13 protein-coding genes and 1 pseudogene are annotated in these 17,773 nt (G+C 58.7%); 10 read left to right on the plus strand and 4 right to left on the minus strand.

Features of this window, described 5'->3' with window-relative positions; genetic code table 11:
* The first annotated feature begins 215 nt into the window (after positions 1 to 215).
* Both LOY68_RS09945 and LOY68_RS09950 read left to right on the plus strand, forming a co-directional pair.
* The gene (locus LOY68_RS09945; protein ID WP_163909234.1) at positions 216 to 2,003 is read left to right on the plus strand and encodes an ABC transporter transmembrane domain-containing protein; all 1,788 of its coding nucleotides are present in this window, start codon (positions 216 to 218) and stop codon (positions 2,001 to 2,003) included.
* 154 nt (positions 2,004 to 2,157) lie between these two features.
* Positions 2,158 to 3,017: pseudogene (locus LOY68_RS09950) on the plus strand (Fic family protein).
* Positions 3,018 to 3,165: 148 nt separating this feature from the next.
* Here LOY68_RS09950 and LOY68_RS09955 read toward each other — a convergent pair.
* Complete coding sequence (locus tag LOY68_RS09955; RefSeq protein WP_163909235.1) at positions 3,166 to 5,094, minus strand: transglycosylase SLT domain-containing protein; 1,929 nt, start codon at positions 5,092 to 5,094, stop codon at positions 3,166 to 3,168.
* A gap of 213 nt (positions 5,095 to 5,307) precedes the next feature.
* Here LOY68_RS09955 and LOY68_RS09960 point away from each other — a divergent pair, with 213 nt between their 5' ends.
* Entirely contained in the window at positions 5,308 to 7,227 is a 1,920-nt protein-coding gene (locus LOY68_RS09960; protein WP_265044302.1) for an ATP-binding cassette domain-containing protein, read from the plus strand.
* 192 nt (positions 7,228 to 7,419) lie between these two features.
* On the opposite strand, the gene LOY68_RS09965 is transcribed toward LOY68_RS09960, so the two are convergent.
* Positions 7,420 to 7,857: a universal stress protein gene (locus LOY68_RS09965; RefSeq protein WP_054054300.1), complete on the minus strand. Its 438-nt coding sequence runs from the start codon at positions 7,855 to 7,857 to the stop codon at positions 7,420 to 7,422.
* 104 nt (positions 7,858 to 7,961) lie between these two features.
* Between LOY68_RS09965 and LOY68_RS09970 the strand changes: the two genes are divergently transcribed.
* From LOY68_RS09970 to LOY68_RS10000, 7 genes are all read left to right on the plus strand, one after another.
* Entirely contained in the window at positions 7,962 to 8,399 is a 438-nt protein-coding gene (locus LOY68_RS09970) for a hypothetical protein (RefSeq protein ID WP_265044303.1), read from the plus strand.
* Between the two features lie 615 nt (positions 8,400 to 9,014).
* Complete coding sequence (fadB, locus tag LOY68_RS09975) at positions 9,015 to 11,162, plus strand: fatty acid oxidation complex subunit alpha FadB (RefSeq protein WP_054054295.1); 2,148 nt, start codon at positions 9,015 to 9,017, stop codon at positions 11,160 to 11,162.
* 32 nt (positions 11,163 to 11,194) lie between these two features.
* The gene (gene fadA, locus LOY68_RS09980; RefSeq protein ID WP_008028488.1) at positions 11,195 to 12,370 is read left to right on the plus strand and encodes an acetyl-CoA C-acyltransferase FadA; all 1,176 of its coding nucleotides are present in this window, start codon (positions 11,195 to 11,197) and stop codon (positions 12,368 to 12,370) included.
* A 99-nt stretch (positions 12,371 to 12,469) separates the two neighbouring features.
* Positions 12,470 to 12,706, plus strand: coding sequence for a DUF1653 domain-containing protein (locus LOY68_RS09985; protein ID WP_090182094.1), 237 nt, complete (start codon positions 12,470 to 12,472; stop codon positions 12,704 to 12,706).
* 114 nt (positions 12,707 to 12,820) lie between these two features.
* Positions 12,821 to 15,448 carry a type I DNA topoisomerase gene (gene topA / locus LOY68_RS09990; protein WP_163909238.1) on the plus strand — a complete coding sequence of 876 codons (2,628 nt, stop codon included), beginning with the start codon at positions 12,821 to 12,823 and terminating at the stop codon, positions 15,446 to 15,448.
* 140 nt (positions 15,449 to 15,588) lie between these two features.
* On the plus strand, positions 15,589 to 16,113 hold the full coding sequence (locus tag LOY68_RS09995) for a DUF6586 family protein (protein WP_054054292.1): 525 nt from the start codon (positions 15,589 to 15,591) through the stop codon (positions 16,111 to 16,113).
* Positions 16,114 to 16,263: 150 nt separating this feature from the next.
* On the plus strand, positions 16,264 to 16,497 hold the full coding sequence (locus LOY68_RS10000; protein WP_054054325.1) for a hypothetical protein: 234 nt from the start codon (positions 16,264 to 16,266) through the stop codon (positions 16,495 to 16,497).
* Between the two features lie 93 nt (positions 16,498 to 16,590).
* Here LOY68_RS10000 and sulA read toward each other — a convergent pair whose 3' ends face one another.
* Together sulA and lexA are read right to left on the minus strand one after the other, a co-directional pair.
* The gene (sulA, locus tag LOY68_RS10005; RefSeq protein ID WP_265044304.1) at positions 16,591 to 17,064 is read right to left on the minus strand and encodes an SOS-induced cell division inhibitor SulA; all 474 of its coding nucleotides are present in this window, start codon (positions 17,062 to 17,064) and stop codon (positions 16,591 to 16,593) included.
* A 10-nt stretch (positions 17,065 to 17,074) separates the two neighbouring features.
* Entirely contained in the window at positions 17,075 to 17,683 is a 609-nt protein-coding gene (gene lexA, locus LOY68_RS10010) for a transcriptional repressor LexA (RefSeq protein WP_054054288.1), read from the minus strand.
* Positions 17,684 to 17,773 lie beyond the last annotated feature (90 nt).

The following is a 17,773-nucleotide window of genomic DNA, read 5'->3' on the forward strand; positions in this document are numbered from 1 at the left end:
CAGGTGACCGGGCTGTGACAACTCCCTGCGGTCTCTCCCAAGCGACAACTCCAGTCCACCAGAAATCCCGCAGTGTTGCCACCCGGACTTTAGACCAATAGCGTCTAGCCGCTAGTCTTGGCGGACATAATTAACCTGACTCATTGTGATTTACAGAGTTCCACCCCATTGAGTGTGTAGGCTGGCCCCATCAATCGCTTCTACCGCGAACCTGGATGAACCCGATGCTCTCTTCCCGTCACCGTCGTGCCATTCGTCTGGCCAGTCGTTTTCTCGTGCCATATCGCTTACAGGCACTGGGCGCCTTGCTGGCGTTGATCGTCACCGCCGGCATTACGTTGTCCATGGGCCAGGGCATTCGACTGCTGGTGGATCAGGGTTTCATGACCCAATCGCCGCATTTGCTCAACCAGACCATTGGTCTGTTCATGGTGTTGGTGCTTGCCCTGGCGGTCGGTACTTTTGCGCGCTTCTATCTAGTGTCGTGGATCGGCGAGCGGGTCGTCGCGGATATTCGGCGCCAGGTGTTCAATCATCTGGTGTACCTGCATCCGGGCTTCTACGAAGACAACCGCAGCTCCGAAATCCAGTCACGGCTGACTGCTGACACCACGCTGCTGCAATCGGTGATCGGTTCGTCGCTGTCGCTGTTTTTGCGCAATCTGCTGATGGTCATTGGCGGGATCGTGCTGCTGTTTATCACTAACCCCAAACTCACGAGCATCGTGGTGATCGCCTTGCCGCTGGTGATCGCGCCGATCCTGATCTTCGGTCGCCGGGTACGCAGCCTGTCGCGCGAGAGCCAGGACCGGATTGCCGATGTCGGCAGCTACGTGTCCGAAACCCTCGGCCAGATCAAAACCGTGCAGGCCTACAACCATCAGGTCCAGGACGAACAACGCTTTGCGCTGACCGTGGAACAGGCTTTCGAAACCGCGCGCAAACGCATCGTCCAGCGTTCGTGGCTGATCACGCTGGTGATCGTGCTGGTGCTGGGCGCGGTGGGCGTCATGCTTTGGGTCGGTGGCATGGATGTGATCGCCGGGAGAATTTCCGGCGGGGAACTGGCGGCATTTGTCTTCTACAGCCTGATCGTTGGCAGCGCCTTCGGCACGTTGAGCGAAGTCATCGGAGAATTGCAGCGAGCGGCGGGTGCGGCAGAGCGGATCGCCGAGTTGCTGCGTTCGGAAAACATCATCCAGCCACCGACCAGCGGACTGGTGACCTTGCCTGAAAGGGTAAAGGGCAATCTGCAGTTGCAGGATGTGCGCTTTTCCTACCCGTCGCGTCCCGAAAGCTTTGCAGTCGATGGCTTGAATCTGACGATCAATGCGGGCGAAACCCTGGCGCTGGTCGGGCCGTCCGGTGCGGGCAAGTCCACCGTGTATGACTTGCTCCTGCGGTTTTACGACCCCGCCGAAGGCCGCATCCTGCTCGACGGCGTGCCGCTGACGCAGCTTGATCCACTCGACCTGCGCCGCTGCTTCGCGCTGGTCTCGCAAAATCCGGCGCTGTTCTTCGGCAGCATCGAAGAAAACATTCGCTATGGCAATCCAGGCGCAACCCTGGCCCAAGTCCAGGAAGCGGCGAAAATCGCCTACGCCCACGACTTCATCGAGCAAATGCCCCACGGCTATCAGACCCACCTCGGCGACGGCGGCCTCGGCTTGTCCGGTGGCCAACGCCAACGCCTGGCCATCGCCCGGGCGCTGCTGGTCGACGCACCGATCCTGCTGCTCGACGAAGCCACCAGCGCCCTCGACGCCCAAAGCGAACACCTGATCCAGCAAGCCCTGCCGAGCCTGATGAAAAACCGCACCACCCTGGTCATCGCCCACCGCCTGGCCACCGTGAAAAACGCCGACCGAATCGCAGTGATGGACCAAGGGAAACTGGTGGCGGTGGGGACGCATCAGGAGTTGGTGGCAAGCAATGCGCTGTACGCGCGGTTGGCGGCATTGCAGTTTAGCGACGGCAAAACCGAACTCGACCTGCACGCGTAGGAGCTGTGTAGAAACTGCGTAGGAGCTGTGTAGGAGCTGTCGAGTGAAACGAGGCTGCGATCTTTTGACTCTAAATGAAAGCTGCGAATGAAAGCTGCCTGAACCCCTCTGTTCGGGCACCATGTCGCCTTGATCAAGTTGCCCGGATGAGGCTATGAGTCGCTACCAACCACCGTTGACCCTGACCACGAAAATACTGGCGTTGATCGCTGAGATCAGTGAACAGATCGGTCAGCTGTCGGCTGTAAGTGATAGTCGACAGACACCTCAGCTACGCCGCAGTAACCGTATTCGTACGATTCAGGCTTCGTTGGCGATCGAAAACAACACCCTCAGCATCGAGCAGGTAACGGCTGTCTTGGCCGGGCAGCGCGTATTGGGTTTGCCACGGGAAATCCAGGAAGTACGCAACGCTTTTACAGCCTATGAAGCGATGCCGGACTTGAAGCCTGGCAGTCGAGCCGATTTGCTCCGCGCTCATGAACTGCTTATGCACGGATTGATTGATGATTGCGGGCGGTTTCGTCAGGCGGGTGTGGGCGGATGGGGCGTCTCTGGCAGACCCTGATACTCAGTCAGTGGCGTCCTGTGCTGGCTTATCTGCCGGTCGAAGCGGTGATTCGTGAGCAGCAGGATGCGTATTACGCAGCATTGTCGGCTGCTGACCAGTTGGCAGAATCGACGCCTTTTGTTGAGTTCATGCTTAAGGCGTTGAGTCTTGCGCTGGCGGAAGCGGCCAGAAGCGAACCCCTGACCGACCAAGTAACCGACCAAGTAACCGACCAAGTAGCGAAATTGCTTTTGGCGCTCCGTGGCAGTAACCCGCTCAAGGTCAATGAGTTGATGGCAGAGGTCGGTCTGGCGCATAAGGCGACCTTTCGGGTCAACTACCTTAAGCCTGCATTGGTCGCTGGTTTGATCGAAATGACCGATCCCGACTCACCTAAAAGCCCTGCTCAACGATACCGTTTGACTGCGCACGGCAAGGCATCAGTACCGACGAGACCCGCGTAGGAGCTGTCGAGTGAAACGAGGCTGCGATCTTTTGATCTTCCTTTGAACCACAAACAAAAATGCCCGCATCAATCGATGCGGGCATTTTTTCAGGAGCAGATCAAAAGATCGCAGCCTGCGGCAGCTCCTACGCGACCGGCATTACCGGTCATTGATCATCAAAATACCGCTCATGCCAATCCACCAGCGGCTGCGGTGAGTTGAGTTTCTGGCCGTAGATCACCGAGTACGACAACACGTTTTGCACGTACTGGCGGGTTTCGTCGAACGGGATGCTTTCCACCCACACGTCGAAGCTCAGGTGATCGGCACCGCGCAGCCACTGGCGCACGCGACCGGGACCGGCGTTGTAGGCAGCGGAGGCGAGGACGCGGTTGCCGTTGAACTGGCTGTGAACCTGGCTCAGGTAGGCGGCACCGAGCTGGATGTTCTTGTCCGGGTCGAGCACTTGCTGCGGCGAGGCCAGGGGAATGCTGAATTTGCGCGCGGTTTCTTTGGCAGTGCCGGGCATCAATTGCATCAGGCCACTGGCACCGACGCCGGAGCGGGCGTCGTCCATGAAGGCACTTTCCTGGCGAGTGATGGCGAACACCCAGCTCGAATGCAAGCCACGGACCTTGGCTTCACGCACCAGGGTGTCGCGGTGGGCCATCGGGAAGCGGATGTCCAGGTCGTCCCAGTACTGCGCTTGACTGATGGTGCGGATCGCCGGGAAATACCATTTCAGGTCATAGGCCAGTTTCGCCTGGGCGACCATTTCGTCACGGTTGAAATGACGGCTGACGTGATACCACTCGCGACGACCGTCGACGATCTGCCCGCGGGCGTGGAATTCCAGGGCGCGACGCACACCAGGGGTGTTACGCACCTTGTTGATCAATGCCTGACTGAGCACCAGCGGTTTGTTGAGCAGCGAATAGGGCAGTTGCGAGCGGTCGGCCGCAAGGAAACCGTAGAAATCCCGCTCGCGGGCGAGGCCCTTGTACAGCGTCTGCGCTTCCGGATTTTGCGGCTGCGCCAGTTCCAGGCTGCGCGCCTGCCAGTAGCGCCAGCGGTTGGTGGTCGCCAGGTCCTGCGGCAAGCGCCGGGTCAACTGATAGGCATCATCCCAGCGGGCCAGGCGCAGCAGCAGGCGCAGGCGCCATTCGGACACGGTGTTGTCGCGCAGTTCCGGGTCATACTTGGTCATGACGTCCAGCGCGCGCGGGTCAAAACGTCGGGCGAGGGTCAGGCCGATTTCCCGGGCGATCGCTACTTTTTCGTCGCGGGAGAAATGCATGCTGCTGGCGTAACCGTCGAGCAGGTCCATGGCCTTGTCCGGATCCTGACGCGCGAGACGGCGCAGGCCGAGGCTGACGATGTCGGACATTGGCTCATCGGCCGGGACAAACCGCGACGGCTGATTGAGCAGTTCGGGTTTCTGCGCCACATCTACCAACAAGCGACCGCGCGGGGCGAGGGTGGTCAGGCCGCTGACCAGGCTGTTGGCCAGTGGATAGTTGCGTGCCTGGGCCGCAAGTTTGGTGCGTTCCCAGCGTTTCTGTTCGGTCAGTTGACCTTCGGCGGCCCAGATCCCGAACAGGCCATCACAGGCGGCGGGTTGCGATTTGCCGGTCAGCCAGAGCTTTTCGGCGTTGGCGTAGCCTTGGGGCTTGAGGTTATGGCCGATCTGGTACTGCGCGTTCAGGCAGTCCAGTTCGGTGAAATTCAGCTTGGGGTCGTAGTACTTGACGAAGGTCGCCCAGTCACCGCGATCCGCCAACCAGCGCAACCAGCGCAATTTCATCCAGTTGGCCTGGGGCAGGTCACCGTGTTCGGCGAGAAACTTCTCGATCTCGGCATTGCTGGCGGTTTTAAGGCGTGCGGTCAGTTCGTCATAGGCCAGATACGGCTCCAGCGGATAATCGCTGAGTGCCTGGCTATAGCGGAAATAGGGCTCGGAATCGCCCTTGGCCAAGGCACGCTTGGCTTCATCGTAATACTGGCGTTGGGTGGACAAGTCCACCGCCTGGACTGATTGAGCAGCAGTGGCAGAAAGAAGCAAACACGATAAAAGACTGAAAAGGCGACTGCGCATGAGACATCCGGGCAGAAAAATCATGACAAGTGCTGACAGGATCGGCACTGAATAATCTGTAGCTTAGCCTTTTGCCAGCAACCGGCGAAAGCTTTGCCGGCCTTCCGGTGCAAGATCGCAACAATTGTCATGCAGAGTGCTACAGAGGTGAAATTGCCGGCCTTCTGAAGCCTCAAGTCAGGTAGAATGCGCGCCCGGTTTTTGGAGAAGCTCATGACCCTGCTCAAATTCAGCGATGTGTCCCTTGCTTTCGGCTCTACGCCGTTGTTGGACAAGGTGTCCTGGCAGATCGCCCGTGGTGAGCGGGTGTGCATCATCGGCCGCAATGGCACTGGCAAGTCCAGCATGATGAAGCTCGTCAAGGGCGACCAGAAGCCCGATGACGGCTCCGTTTGGCGCGCACCCGGCCTCAAGATTGGCGAATTGCCGCAAGAATTGCCGGTAGCCGACGAGCGGACCGTGTTCGACGTTGTGGCTGAGGGGCTGGACGGTGTGGGCGAGCTGCTTGCGCAGTATCACCACCTGAGCCAGAACATCGTCACCGACGCCGATCTGGACAAGCTGATGCACGTCCAGCACGACCTCGAAGCCCGCGACGGCTGGCGTTTGCAGCAATTGGTAGACAGCACGTTGAGCCGTCTGCAATTGCCTGCCGACAAGACCCTCGCCGAATTGTCCGGCGGCTGGCGTCGCCGCGTCCTGCTGGCTCAGGCCCTGGTTTCCGAACCGGACCTGCTGCTGCTCGACGAACCAACCAACCACCTGGACATCGGTGCGATTGCCTGGCTTGAAGAAGCGCTGAAGGATTTCCAGGGCGCCGTGCTGTTCATCACGCACGACCGTTCATTCCTGCAGAACCTTGCGACCCGCATCCTCGAACTGGATCGCGGTGGCCTGATCGACTGGAACGGCGACTACGCCAGTTTCCTCGTGCACAAAGAAGCCTCGCTGGCGGCTGAAGACACGGCCAACGCGTTGTTCGACAAAAAACTGGCCCAGGAAGAAGTCTGGATCCGCCAGGGCATCAAGGCGCGCCGCACCCGTAACGAAGGCCGCGTGCGTGCCCTCAAAGCTTTGCGCAACGAGCGCAGCGAGCGTCGTGAGCGCACCGGCAAGGCCAACATTCAGCTGGACACCGCTGACAAGTCCGGCAAGCAGGTAATGGTCCTCGAGAACGTGAGTTTTGCTCACCCGGGCGGCCCGTTCCTGATCAAGGACTTCTCGATGGTCCTGCAGCGCGGCGACCGTATCGGTCTGCTCGGCGCCAACGGTACCGGCAAGACCACCTTGCTGAAACTGATGCTCAACGGCTTGCAGCCAACCAGCGGCACCGTGGAAGAGGGGACGCGCATCGACGTGGCGTACTTCGACCAATTGCGCCATCAGTTGGACCTGGAAAAGACCGTGATCGACAACGTGGCCGAAGGTCGCGACTTCATCGACATCGATGGTCAGAGCCGTCACGTGCTGAGCTACCTCGGCGACTTCCTGTTCAGCCCGCAGCGTGCCCGCACGCCGGTCAAGGCGCTGTCCGGTGGTGAGCGTGCCCGTCTGTTGCTGGCCAAGCTGTTCAGCAAACCGGCAAACCTGCTGGTGCTCGATGAGCCAACCAACGACCTCGACGTCGAAACCCTCGAGTTGCTGGAAGAGGTCTTGCTGACCTTCAACGGCACCGTGCTGATGGTCAGTCACGACCGGGCATTCCTCGACAACGTGGTCACCAGCACCCTGGTCTTCGAAGGTGAAGGCAAGGTTCGTGAATACGTCGGTGGTTATCAGGACTGGCTGCGTCAGGGCGGTTCGCCGCGCCTGCTGGGCGTGACCGAGAGCAAGTCTGGCAAAGCCGACCTGACCTCCGCTGTAGTGACGGCCGAAGCGGCGCCAGTCGCTGCTGTAGTCGAAGCACCAGTGGCGAAGAAGAAGCTCAGCTACAAGCACCAGCGTGAGCTGGAAATGCTGCCGGGCCAGATCGAAGCCATGGAAACGCAGATTGCGGCAGTTGAAGCGCAAATGGCGGACCCTGCGTTCTATCAGCGTCCGGCTACCGAAACGGCCGCGGTGATTGCTCAACTTGAGCAATTGCAGGCTGAACTCGACGTGATGGTCGAGCGTTGGGCCGAGCTGGATGCCTGAATGATCCTGCAATAAAAAAGCCCGGCGTTCAGAGATGAACGCCGGGCTTTTCGTATGGAATGCGATCTACTGGGCGACACCGATTCATTGTGGGAGCGAGCCTGCTCGCGAAGAGGGCCTGTCAGTCGATATCAATGTTGACTGTAAGGCCGCCTTCGCGAGCAGGCTCGCTCCCACAAGGGAAGTCGGTTGTCAGCTTTTGACCAGGCGCACCGCAAGCACATCACAAGGCGCACCGTGCAGCACGTCGTTGGCGGTGGAGCCGAGCAGCAGCGCCAGACCGTGCCGGCCATGACTGCCGACCACAATCAGGTCGCAGGTCTGTTCCTTGGCCAGGTGATGGATTTCCTGACGCGGCTGGCCGTAAGTCAGGTGGCTGTATTCCTTGGTGAGCTCCGGGTACTTCAGGATCAGTCGGTCCAGGCGCTCCTTGGCTTGATCGAACTGTTGCTGCTGCAACTGGGACAGGTCCATCGGCACGTCGCCGCCAAAGGCCATGGCCATCGGCTCGACAATGTGCACCAGGGACAGCTTCGCACCGTTGCTCACCGACAGTTCGCGAGCGCGGTGGATAACAGGATCGCACTCTTCGGTTAGATCTACAGCGACCAGAATATGGTGGTAGGGCATGAGGTGCTCCTCCTGAGGATTGCGATATTGGTAAGTATGGCTGGTTTCAAGCGCGATGGTTCCAAAGTGACTCAAAGCGCTCATCAAGAATCGGGAGTACAGATATGACGGTCTGGATAGTGGTGTCAATCCTGCTGGTGGTACTGAGTCCATTGGCATGGTTGCGGCCGTCGCGCCACCAGAGCGGCCGCATGGCCTTGCGAATGGAAGCACGACGCATCGGCCTGGCCATGCAACTGGCGCCGCAGGAGTGGCCGCACTGGCTGAGCCAGGAGCCGCCGAGCCCGTGTGCGCAGTACCATCGGCCACGTCGAGGCAATCAGCCGAAGTGCTGGAGTTACTGGCAAAAAGCGCCGGGTGTGTGGGTCAATCAGTGGCAGGAGGTCTGTGAGGATCGGACGCTGCTCAATCATTTCGAAAAATTGCCAGCCAACGTCTACAAGATCGAAGCGGACAAGCAGATGATCTTTTTGTATTGGGGCGAGAAGGGCGAAGTCGAGGTTTTGCAACAAATCGACGCCACACTGAAAGCTCTCGCCTGACCCCGGATCTCCGTAGGAGCTGCCGAAGGCTGCGATCTTTTGATCTGGTCTTTCAATGCCAGGTCAAAAGATCGCAGCCTGCGTCAGCTCCTACAAGAACCAGCGCCCGCGCCTGACAGACAGGCAATAAAAAGCCCGACATCATCATCGGGCTGGGATTGGCCAGGCAGGCCGGAAATCTTTGTGGCGCTGATCTTACGCCGGGTATTCGCCAAAAGTGTTCAAATTTTTTCCTCAATGTCCCGCCAGCGTAGCTGCTTAAACGCAGGCTGCCGTGAATTAGGGCGACTTTTCTAACTATTGATTCTATGAATGGCCTCACATGCACCTGCGTGTTGTGAACCTTCGTCTTACGGAAATGACTGCAAAGTCGCGTTTCAACCAGCATTTTGGGCGATTGACAATTGCCGGAAATTCCGTGAAGGTGGCGTACCCAAATCAAACGGGCGTATGAATTGAGCGTTTGTATTCCAGAACGCTCCTACAGAATCCCGACTATCGCGTTGGCGGGTGTGCCGGGTGGATTGGCGTTAGCATCGACGAAAAGCGTCCTGCCGAGCCATTCGCCTGCGTCCGACGTGTACTGTTCAGCTTCCATATCGTGGAGATCAGTTGATGATTTACGAAGGTAAAGCCATCACGGTTAAGGCTCTTGAAAGTGGCATCGTCGAACTGAAGTTCGATCTCAAGGGTGAGTCCGTCAACAAGTTCAACCGTCTAACCCTGAACGAATTGCGTCAGGCCGTAGACACCATCAAGGCAGATGCTTCGATCAAGGGTGTGATCGTCAGCAGTGGCAAGGACGTGTTCATCGTCGGCGCCGACATCACCGAATTTGTCGAGAACTTCAAGCTGCCTGATGCAGAGCTTGTCGCTGGCAACCTCGAAGCCAACAAGATTTTCAGCGATTTCGAAGACCTCAATGTCCCGACGGTCGCCGCGATCAACGGTATCGCCCTGGGTGGCGGTCTGGAAATGTGCCTGGCGGCGGACTACCGCGTCATGTCCACCAAGGCCAAGATCGGTCTGCCGGAAGTCAAGCTGGGCATCTACCCGGGCTTCGGCGGCACCGTGCGCCTGCCGCGCATCATCGGTGCCGACAACGCCATCGAGTGGATTGCCGCTGGTAAGGAAAACCGTCCTGAAGACGCGCTGAAAGTTGGCGCAGTCGATGCAGTGGTTGCACCTGAGAAACTGCAGGAAGCCGCCCTGGAACTGATCAAGCGCGCCATTTCCGGCGAGTTTGACTACAAGGCCAAGCGTCAGCCGAAGCTGGAAAAGCTGAAACTGAACGCCATCGAACAAATGATGGCTTTCGAAACCGCCAAAGGTTTCGTGGCCGGTCAGGCTGGCCCGAACTACCCGGCGCCGGTTGAAGCGATCAAGACCATCCAGAAAGCCGCGAACTTCGGTCGTGACAAGGCGCTGGAAGTCGAAGCTGCCGGTTTCGTCAAACTGGCCAAGACCTCTGCCGCGCAGAGCTTGATCGGTCTGTTCCTGAACGATCAGGAACTGAAGAAAAAGGCCAAGGCCTACGACGAAATCGCTCGCGACGTGAAGCAGGCTGCCGTATTGGGCGCTGGCATCATGGGTGGCGGTATCGCTTATCAGTCGGCCTCCAAAGGTACGCCGATCCTGATGAAGGACATCAACGAGCACGGCATCGAGCAAGGCCTGGCTGAAGCCGCCAAGCTGCTGGTCGGTCGCGTTGATAAAGGTCGCATGACCCCGGCGAAAATGGCTGAAGTGCTCAACGGCATTCGTCCAACCCTGTCCTACGGTGATTTCGGTCACGTGGATCTGGTGGTCGAAGCGGTCGTCGAGAACCCTAAGGTCAAGCAAGCCGTACTGGCCGAAGTCGAAGGTCACGTCAAAGAGGACACCATCCTCGCGTCCAACACCTCGACCATTTCCATCACCTTGCTGGCCAAAGCCCTCAAGCGTCCGGAAAACTTCGTCGGCATGCACTTCTTCAACCCGGTGCACATGATGCCGCTGGTTGAAGTGATCCGTGGCGAGAAGTCCAGCGAGTTGGCCGTTGCCACCACCGTTGCCTACGCCAAGAAAATGGGCAAGAACCCGATCGTCGTCAACGACTGCCCGGGCTTCCTGGTCAACCGCGTGCTGTTCCCGTACTTCGGCGGTTTCGCCAAACTGGTCAGCGCTGGTGTGGACTTCGTCCGTATCGACAAGATCATGGAAAAATTCGGCTGGCCAATGGGCCCGGCATACCTGATGGACGTGGTCGGCATCGACACCGGTCACCACGGTCGTGACGTGATGGCTGAAGGCTTCCCGGACCGCATGAAAGACGATCGCCGTTCGGCTATCGACGTGCTCTACGAAGCCAAGCGCCTGGGCCAGAAGAACGGCAAGGGTTTCTACGCTTACGAGACCGACAAGAAGGGCAAGCAGAAGAAGGTCGCCGACCCGTCGGTGCTGGAAGTGCTCAAGCCGATCGTTTACGAGCAGCGCGAAGTCACTGACGAAGACATCATCAACTGGATGATGATCCCGCTGTGCCTGGAAACCGTGCGTTGCCTGGAAGACGGCATTGTCGAAACCGCCGCCGAAGCCGACATGGGTCTGGTCTACGGTATTGGTTTCCCTCCATTCCGTGGCGGTGCGCTGCGCTACATCGATTCGATCGGTGTTGCCGAGTTCGTTGCCCTGGCTGACCAGTACGCTGATTTGGGCGCGCTGTACCACCCGACCGCGAAGCTGCGTGAAATGGCCAAGACTGGCCAACGGTTCTTCGGTTAAGCGTCCCAACACTTGAGCGAGAGTGAAATTTTATGAGCTTGAATCCAAGAGACGTCGTGATTGTCGACTTCGGTCGTACTCCGATGGGCCGCTCCAAGGGCGGCATGCACCGCAACACCCGCGCCGAAGATATGTCGGCGCACCTGATCAGCAAACTGCTGGAACGCAACGTCAAGGTTGATCCGAACGAAGTCGAAGACGTGATCTGGGGCTGCGTTAACCAGACCCTGGAACAGGGCTGGAACATCGCTCGCATGGCATCGTTGATGACTCAGATCCCGCACACTGCTGCCGGCCAGACCGTCAGCCGTCTGTGTGGTTCGTCGATGAGCGCTTTGCACACCGCGGCACAAGCGATCATGACCGGCAACGGTGACGTGTTCGTGGTTGGCGGCGTCGAGCATATGGGCCACGTGAGCATGATGCACGGTGTCGATCCGAACCCGCACATGTCCCTGTACGCGGCGAAAGCCTCGGGCATGATGGGCCTGACCGCTGAAATGCTGGGCAAAATGCACGGCATCACTCGCGAACAACAGGACGCTTTCGGCGTGCGCTCCCACCAGCTCGCTCACAAGGCGACTGTGGAAGGCAAGTTCAAAGACGAAATCATCCCGATGCAGGGCTACGACGAGAACGGTTTCCTGAAACTGTTCGACTACGACGAAACCATTCGTCCGGAAACCACCCTGGAAAGCCTGGCGGCTCTGAAGCCTGCTTTCAATCCAAAGGGCGGCACCGTGACAGCCGGTACTTCGTCGCAAATCACTGATGGTGCTTCGTGCATGATCGTGATGTCGGCGCAGCGTGCCCAGGACCTGGGCATCCAGCCTCTGGCGGTGATTCGTTCGATGGCAGTGGCAGGTGTGGACCCGGCAATCATGGGCTATGGTCCAGTACCGGCTACACAGAAAGCACTGAAACGTGCGGGCCTTGGGATCAACGATATCGACTTCTTCGAGCTCAACGAAGCTTTCGCCGCACAGGCCCTGCCAGTGCTGAAAGATTTGAAAGTGCTCGACAAGATGAACGAGAAGGTTAACCTGCACGGCGGCGCGATCGCCTTGGGTCACCCGTTCGGTTGCTCCGGTGCGCGTATCTCCGGCACTTTGCTGAACGTGATGAAGCAAAATGGCGGCACCTTCGGGGTAGCCACCATGTGCATTGGTCTCGGCCAAGGCATCTCCACCGTCTTCGAACGCGTTTAAGCGTCTCGTTGATGGAAGCCGGGGCCAAGTGCCCCGGTTTTTGTTTTTCTGAATTTATTTTTGTTTTTATTTTGAAAAGATTTGAGTGAGGGCCAAACCATGCCGATACAACCTGGGCTCTACCAACATTACAAAGGTCCGCAGTACCGTGTATTCAGTATTGCGCGGCATTCCGAGACCGAAGAAGAAGTGGTCTTCTACCAAGCCCTGTATGGCGATTACGGCTTTTGGGTACGTCCCTTGAACATGTTCCTGGAGTCGGTCGAGGTTGACGGCGAACAGGTCCCACGCTTTGCTTTGGTGCAAGCCGAACCGAGCCTTTTTTCGAAGCCATAAGCTGAGTTCGCGCAAGACCCTGCGCTTGACCTCACCTTGTAGCCACTATATATAGCGGTGCCGCGTCAGGCGCCAACCGCCTTTCACTTCTAGAATTCAGGAATTTTCTGATCCATGGGCAAATCGCTGGTCATTGTGGAATCCCCGGCTAAGGCCAAGACCATCAACAAGTATCTGGGTAACCAATACGTGGTGAAGTCGAGTATCGGCCATATCCGAGACCTGCCCACCAGCGGTTCGGCTAGCGCCAGCAAAGAGCCAGCCGCCAAGCGCGGCAAGGCCGCCGCGGGTGAAGGTCCGGTGCTCACGCCGAAAGAGAAAGCGCGCAAGCAGCTTGTCTCGCGTATGGGTGTCGATCCCGATCATGGCTGGAAAGCCAAGTACGAGATCCTCCCGGGCAAGGAAAAGGTCATCGAAGAGCTGCGCCGGCTCGCCAAAGATGCTGACACCATCTATCTCGCAACCGACTTGGATCGCGAGGGGGAAGCCATTGCCTGGCACCTGCGCGAAGCCATCGGTGGTGACGACAGCCGCTACAAGCGCGTGGTGTTCAACGAAATCACCAAGAAGGCGATTCAGGAAGCCTTCTCCAAGCCGGGCGAGCTCGACATCGACCGTGTAAACGCCCAGCAGGCGCGTCGTTTCCTCGACCGCGTGGTGGGTTACATGGTTTCGCCGCTGCTGTGGGCCAAGGTCGCTCGCGGCCTGTCCGCCGGTCGCGTGCAGTCGGTTGCGGTCAAACTGGTTGTTGAGCGTGAGCGTGAAATCCGCGCGTTCAACCCGGAAGAGTACTGGGAAGTTCACGCGGATCTCGGCACCGCCAAAGGCGCTACTGTGCGCTTCGACGTGGCCCGCGAGAAAGGCGAAGCCTTCAAACCGCTCAACGAAGCCCAGGCCATGGCCGCGCTGGAGAAGCTCAAGGCTTCCAGCTACAGCATCGCCAAGCGCGAAGACAAGCCGACCAGCAGCAAGCCGTCGGCACCGTTCATCACTTCCACCCTGCAGCAGGCCGCGAGCAACCGCCTGGGCTTCGGGGTGAAGAAAACCATGATGATGGCCCAGCGTTTGTACGAAGCGGGCTACATCACGTATATGCGTACCGACTCCACCAACCTCTCGGTTGATGCGGTGGCGATGGCGCGTACTTATATTGAAGGCGAGTTCGGCAAGAAGTACCTGCCGGAAAACCCGAACGTCTACAGCAGCAAGGAAGGCGCACAAGAGGCTCACGAAGCGATTCGTCCCTCCGACGCCAATACCGAGCCAAGCAAGCTGTCGGGCATGGAGCGTGATGCCGAGCGGCTCTACGAGCTGATCTGGCGCCAGTTCCTCGCTTGCCAAATGCTGCCAGCGCAGTACCTGTCGACCACGGTAACCGTAGGTGCCGGTGATTTCGAGCTGCGTGCCAAGGGCCGTATCCTGAAGTTCGACGGTTACACCCGCGTCATGCCGCAAATCGCCAAGCCGGGCGATGACGACGTGCTGCCAGACATGGCCCAGGGCGATGCGATGAAGCTGATCAAGCTTGATCCGACCCAGCACTTCACCAAGCCGCCGGCCCGTTACTCGGAAGCGAGCCTGGTAAAAGAAATGGAAAAACGCGGCATCGGTCGTCCTTCGACCTACGCAGCGATCATTTCGACCATCCAGGACCGCGGCTACGTTGCGCTGCACAACCGTCGTTTCTACTCGGAAAAGATGGGTGACATCGTCACTGAGCGTCTGGCCGAGAGCTTCTCCAATCTCATGGACTACGGCTTCACCGCCGGCATGGAAGAGAACCTCGATGACGTGGCCCAGGGCGAACGCGACTGGAAAAACGTGCTCGACGAGTTCTACGGCGACTTCAAGAAGAAACTCGAAGTAGCCGAAAGCGCTGAAGGCGGCATGCGCGCCAACCAGCCAGTGATGACTGACATTCCGTGCGTGGTGTGTGGTCGTCCGATGCAGATTCGTACCGCATCGACTGGCGTGTTCCTCGGCTGCTCGGGCTACAGCCTGCCGCCGAAAGAGCGCTGCAAGGCCACCGTTAACCTGGTGCCGGGCGACGAAATCGCCGCGGACGACGAGGGTGAATCGGAATCGCTTGTGCTGCGCGGCAAGCACCGCTGCCCGATCTGCAGCACGGCGATGGACGCTTACCTGCTGGATGAGAAGCGCAAGCTGCACATCTGCGGTAACAACCCGGATTGCGACGGCTACGAAATCGAAGAAGGCAGTTATCGCATCAAGGGCTACGAAGGTCCGAGCCTGGAATGCGACAAGTGCGGCAGCGAGATGCAACTCAAGACCGGCCGTTTCGGCAAGTTCTTCGGCTGCACCAATGCAACCTGCAAGAACACCCGCAAACTGCTGAAAAGCGGTGACGCGGCGCCGCCGAAGATGGATCCGGTGAAGATGCCTGAGCTGAAATGCGAAAAGGTCAACGACACCTACATCCTGCGCGACGGGGCTTCCGGCCTGTTCCTGGCGGCGAGCCAGTTCCCGAAAAACCGCGAGACCCGTGCTCCGCTGGTGATCGAGATCGTGCCGCACAAGGATGAGATCGATCCGAAGTACCACTTCCTGTGCGAAGCACCGAAGAAGGACCCGGATGGCCTGCCTTCCGTGATCCGCTACAGTCGCAAAACCAAAGAGCAGTACGTGCAGACTGAAGTCGACGGTAAGCCGACAGGCTGGAAGGCGTACTACGACGGCGGTAAGTGGACGGTTGAAGACAAGCGGCCAGCCGCAAAAGCTTAAAAGCAGCCGTACATAAAAGGCCGCATGACAATCCTCGGATTTTCATGCGGCCTTTTGTTTTGGGCTTGCGGTCGGCTTGGGTGATCCACGACACTGTCGGGTCTGTGTGACGCAATTATTTCGCTGTGGAGGCTGCCGTCATGGCCCACGAACTCTATACCCGTACCAACCAGAAGATTTATTTCGCCGGCCTGTCGCTCGAAGCACTCGCCAGGGCCGAAGAGGGGCGGGCGATGAACTCCCTGGCGTTGATTCAGGCTGGGCGCGAATCGGCGCTGTTTCACCTTTACGGTGCGTTGCTGGGCCTGTGCCATGAAATCGCCGGCTTCTATCGTTTGCCTCAGGCCAATGCGCCGCGCGCGGAGATGTTGCTGACCCGTGAGGTGCTGGACGCTATCGCCATTCCTGAAATGGCCGAGATGGTCGAGTTGGCGGGTAATTCGGAAACCTGGTTGGCCAAGCTGCTCGCGGCCCATGCCGCACTGTTTCAGCCGCCACGGGTTCCGCACAAACCAAAGGGTGACGTGACGCAGCCATTGATCATGGCGGTTAACCTGGACGAAGAAGAGGCGCCTCAAGAGCTGAGTCGAGAGGAGCTGGAGAGCTGGCGACAGAACCTTAAAGGTTTGGCGATCCGCTTCCGTGAAGGGTTGAACGAGTGCTAAAGGATTAACCGATGTCGCGGACGATCCGTTGGGTTGTCCGTTCAGATGAGTGCCAGCAGATATTTTTTCGAAATGACTTCTGGTCAAGATCCCGAGCGAAGCCTGGCCGATGCCTATATAATCCCCGCCTTTCGTGGAGAACAGACCTTTATGCCAACGTCCTTTCTAGAAATTGTTGAGTTACCAGACGGCCGAATCGAGCTGCGCAGAGCCGAGGACGAGGGTTCTCTGGTTACTTTGGATTTCTCCGAGGACGCCAAAGCGTTCCTGCAAGGCAACCACGTGGAAGTCGCCAAGGCGATGTTGAGCGTCGGTGTGCAGATGGCAGGGCGCATGGTTGAAGGCGAATTCAATAAAGATGAAGAGCCGCGCATCCTTCATTGATCCCGTCCGTCGGTTTCTGCTGATACCGCTACAGATCGGCTTCTCTATCCCTGGAGAAGCCCTGCGCTGTTTGAAGCGCGCATTGAAAGTCAGTTAGCCCAGTCGAATATTCAGGCTTTGAGCGTCCCCGGTGCGGGCGGCGCTGATCAGTTGTTGCCGCGATGTAGCGTTCAGCGGGTTGAGCCAGCTGACGACTGTGTGACTGCGGCCCAGTCGCAAGGCTTCGCAGGTCAGCTGTTGAGCGCTCTGGGTGCCGCGCGGTTGCAGCAGCAGGATGCGTTCGCGGTTGAGACCGGCGTCCCGCAACCAGGCCTGGGTCAGGCTGGCAGGTGGCGAGATCAGGGTCAGCCAGCGCGCGTCCTGGTCCTGGCTCAATTCCCGCAGGATCGGCGCCAGAAGGCTCAGGCAGCTCCCTGCTGCACCACGCAGTGACAGCTCACTGAAGAACTCAGGTTCTGCGCTCCAGGGCGACTCGACCACGTCTTTCAGGATCGGCGCCAGCGGTTGCGCCATGAACGCCTCGAACAACGGCAGTTGGGCTTGCTGTGGTGTATGTGGGAACTGCATAAAGCCTCCTTTAGCGGCGAATCACGCCGACACTCAAGCCTTCGATCACCAGTTCCTGATCTTTCAGGTTGACTTCAATTGGGGCGAACTCAGGGTTTTCGGCAATCAGCCAGACCTTGCTACCATCGCGCTTGAAGCGCTTGACGGTCACTTCATCGCCGATCCGCGCCACCACGATCTGACCATTGCGGGCCTCGCGGGTGGTGTGGACGGCCAGCAGGTCACCGTCGAAAATGCCCACATCTTTCATGCTCATGCCATGCACCCGCAGCAGATAGTCGGCGCGTGGATGGAAGAACGTCGGGTTGATGTTGCAGGATTCCTCGATGTGTTGCTGGGCCAGGATGGGCGCGCCGGCAGCCACGCGGCCGATGATCGGCAGGGTGGATTCGTCGGCCTTGGCTTCGAAACCTGGAATGCGAATGCCACGGGAGGCACCGGGTGTCATCTCGATCGCGCCCTTGCGGGCCAGCGCCTTGAGGTGTTCTTCCGCCGCGTTCGGCGATTTGAACCCCAGTTCCTGGGCGATTTCCGCACGGGTCGGCGGGTAGCCGTTGTCTTCGAGGCAACGTTTGATGAAGGCCAGAATCTCTGCTTGGCGTGGCGTCAGCTTTAGCATATTGATCGCTCTGTCTTTTTATACAGTGACTGGGATTATATACAGTGAAAGCTTCTTGGCAATGCCCCTTTTTTCGCTCGCCGCTGGACG

Source organism: Pseudomonas sp. B21-053, assembly GCF_026016365.1.
GTDB classification, from domain to species: Bacteria; Pseudomonadota; Gammaproteobacteria; order Pseudomonadales; family Pseudomonadaceae; genus Aquipseudomonas; species Aquipseudomonas nunensis.

What these genes read in the sequence shown, in the direction of transcription:
- lexA (WP_054054288.1), bottom strand. Translation starts at nt 17,683, where the DNA reads ATGCTAAAGCTGACGCCACGCCAAGCAGAGATTCTGGCCTTCATCAAA.
- fadB (WP_054054295.1), top strand. Translation starts at nt 9,015, where the DNA reads ATGATTTACGAAGGTAAAGCCATCACGGTTAAGGCTCTTGAAAGTGGC.
- LOY68_RS09995 (WP_054054292.1), top strand. Translation starts at nt 15,589, where the DNA reads ATGGCCCACGAACTCTATACCCGTACCAACCAGAAGATTTATTTCGCC.
- LOY68_RS09965 (WP_054054300.1), bottom strand. Translation starts at nt 7,857, where the DNA reads ATGCCCTACCACCATATTCTGGTCGCTGTAGATCTAACCGAAGAGTGC.
- LOY68_RS09970 (WP_265044303.1), top strand. Translation starts at nt 7,962, where the DNA reads ATGACGGTCTGGATAGTGGTGTCAATCCTGCTGGTGGTACTGAGTCCA.
- topA (WP_163909238.1), top strand. Translation starts at nt 12,821, where the DNA reads ATGGGCAAATCGCTGGTCATTGTGGAATCCCCGGCTAAGGCCAAGACC.
- LOY68_RS09985 (WP_090182094.1), top strand. Translation starts at nt 12,470, where the DNA reads ATGCCGATACAACCTGGGCTCTACCAACATTACAAAGGTCCGCAGTAC.
- LOY68_RS10000 (WP_054054325.1), top strand. Translation starts at nt 16,264, where the DNA reads ATGCCAACGTCCTTTCTAGAAATTGTTGAGTTACCAGACGGCCGAATC.
- LOY68_RS09945 (WP_163909234.1), top strand. Translation starts at nt 216, where the DNA reads ATGAACCCGATGCTCTCTTCCCGTCACCGTCGTGCCATTCGTCTGGCC.
- sulA (WP_265044304.1), bottom strand. Translation starts at nt 17,064, where the DNA reads ATGCAGTTCCCACATACACCACAGCAAGCCCAACTGCCGTTGTTCGAG.
- fadA (WP_008028488.1), top strand. Translation starts at nt 11,195, where the DNA reads ATGAGCTTGAATCCAAGAGACGTCGTGATTGTCGACTTCGGTCGTACT.
- LOY68_RS09955 (WP_163909235.1), bottom strand. Translation starts at nt 5,094, where the DNA reads ATGCGCAGTCGCCTTTTCAGTCTTTTATCGTGTTTGCTTCTTTCTGCC.
- LOY68_RS09960 (WP_265044302.1), top strand. Translation starts at nt 5,308, where the DNA reads ATGACCCTGCTCAAATTCAGCGATGTGTCCCTTGCTTTCGGCTCTACG.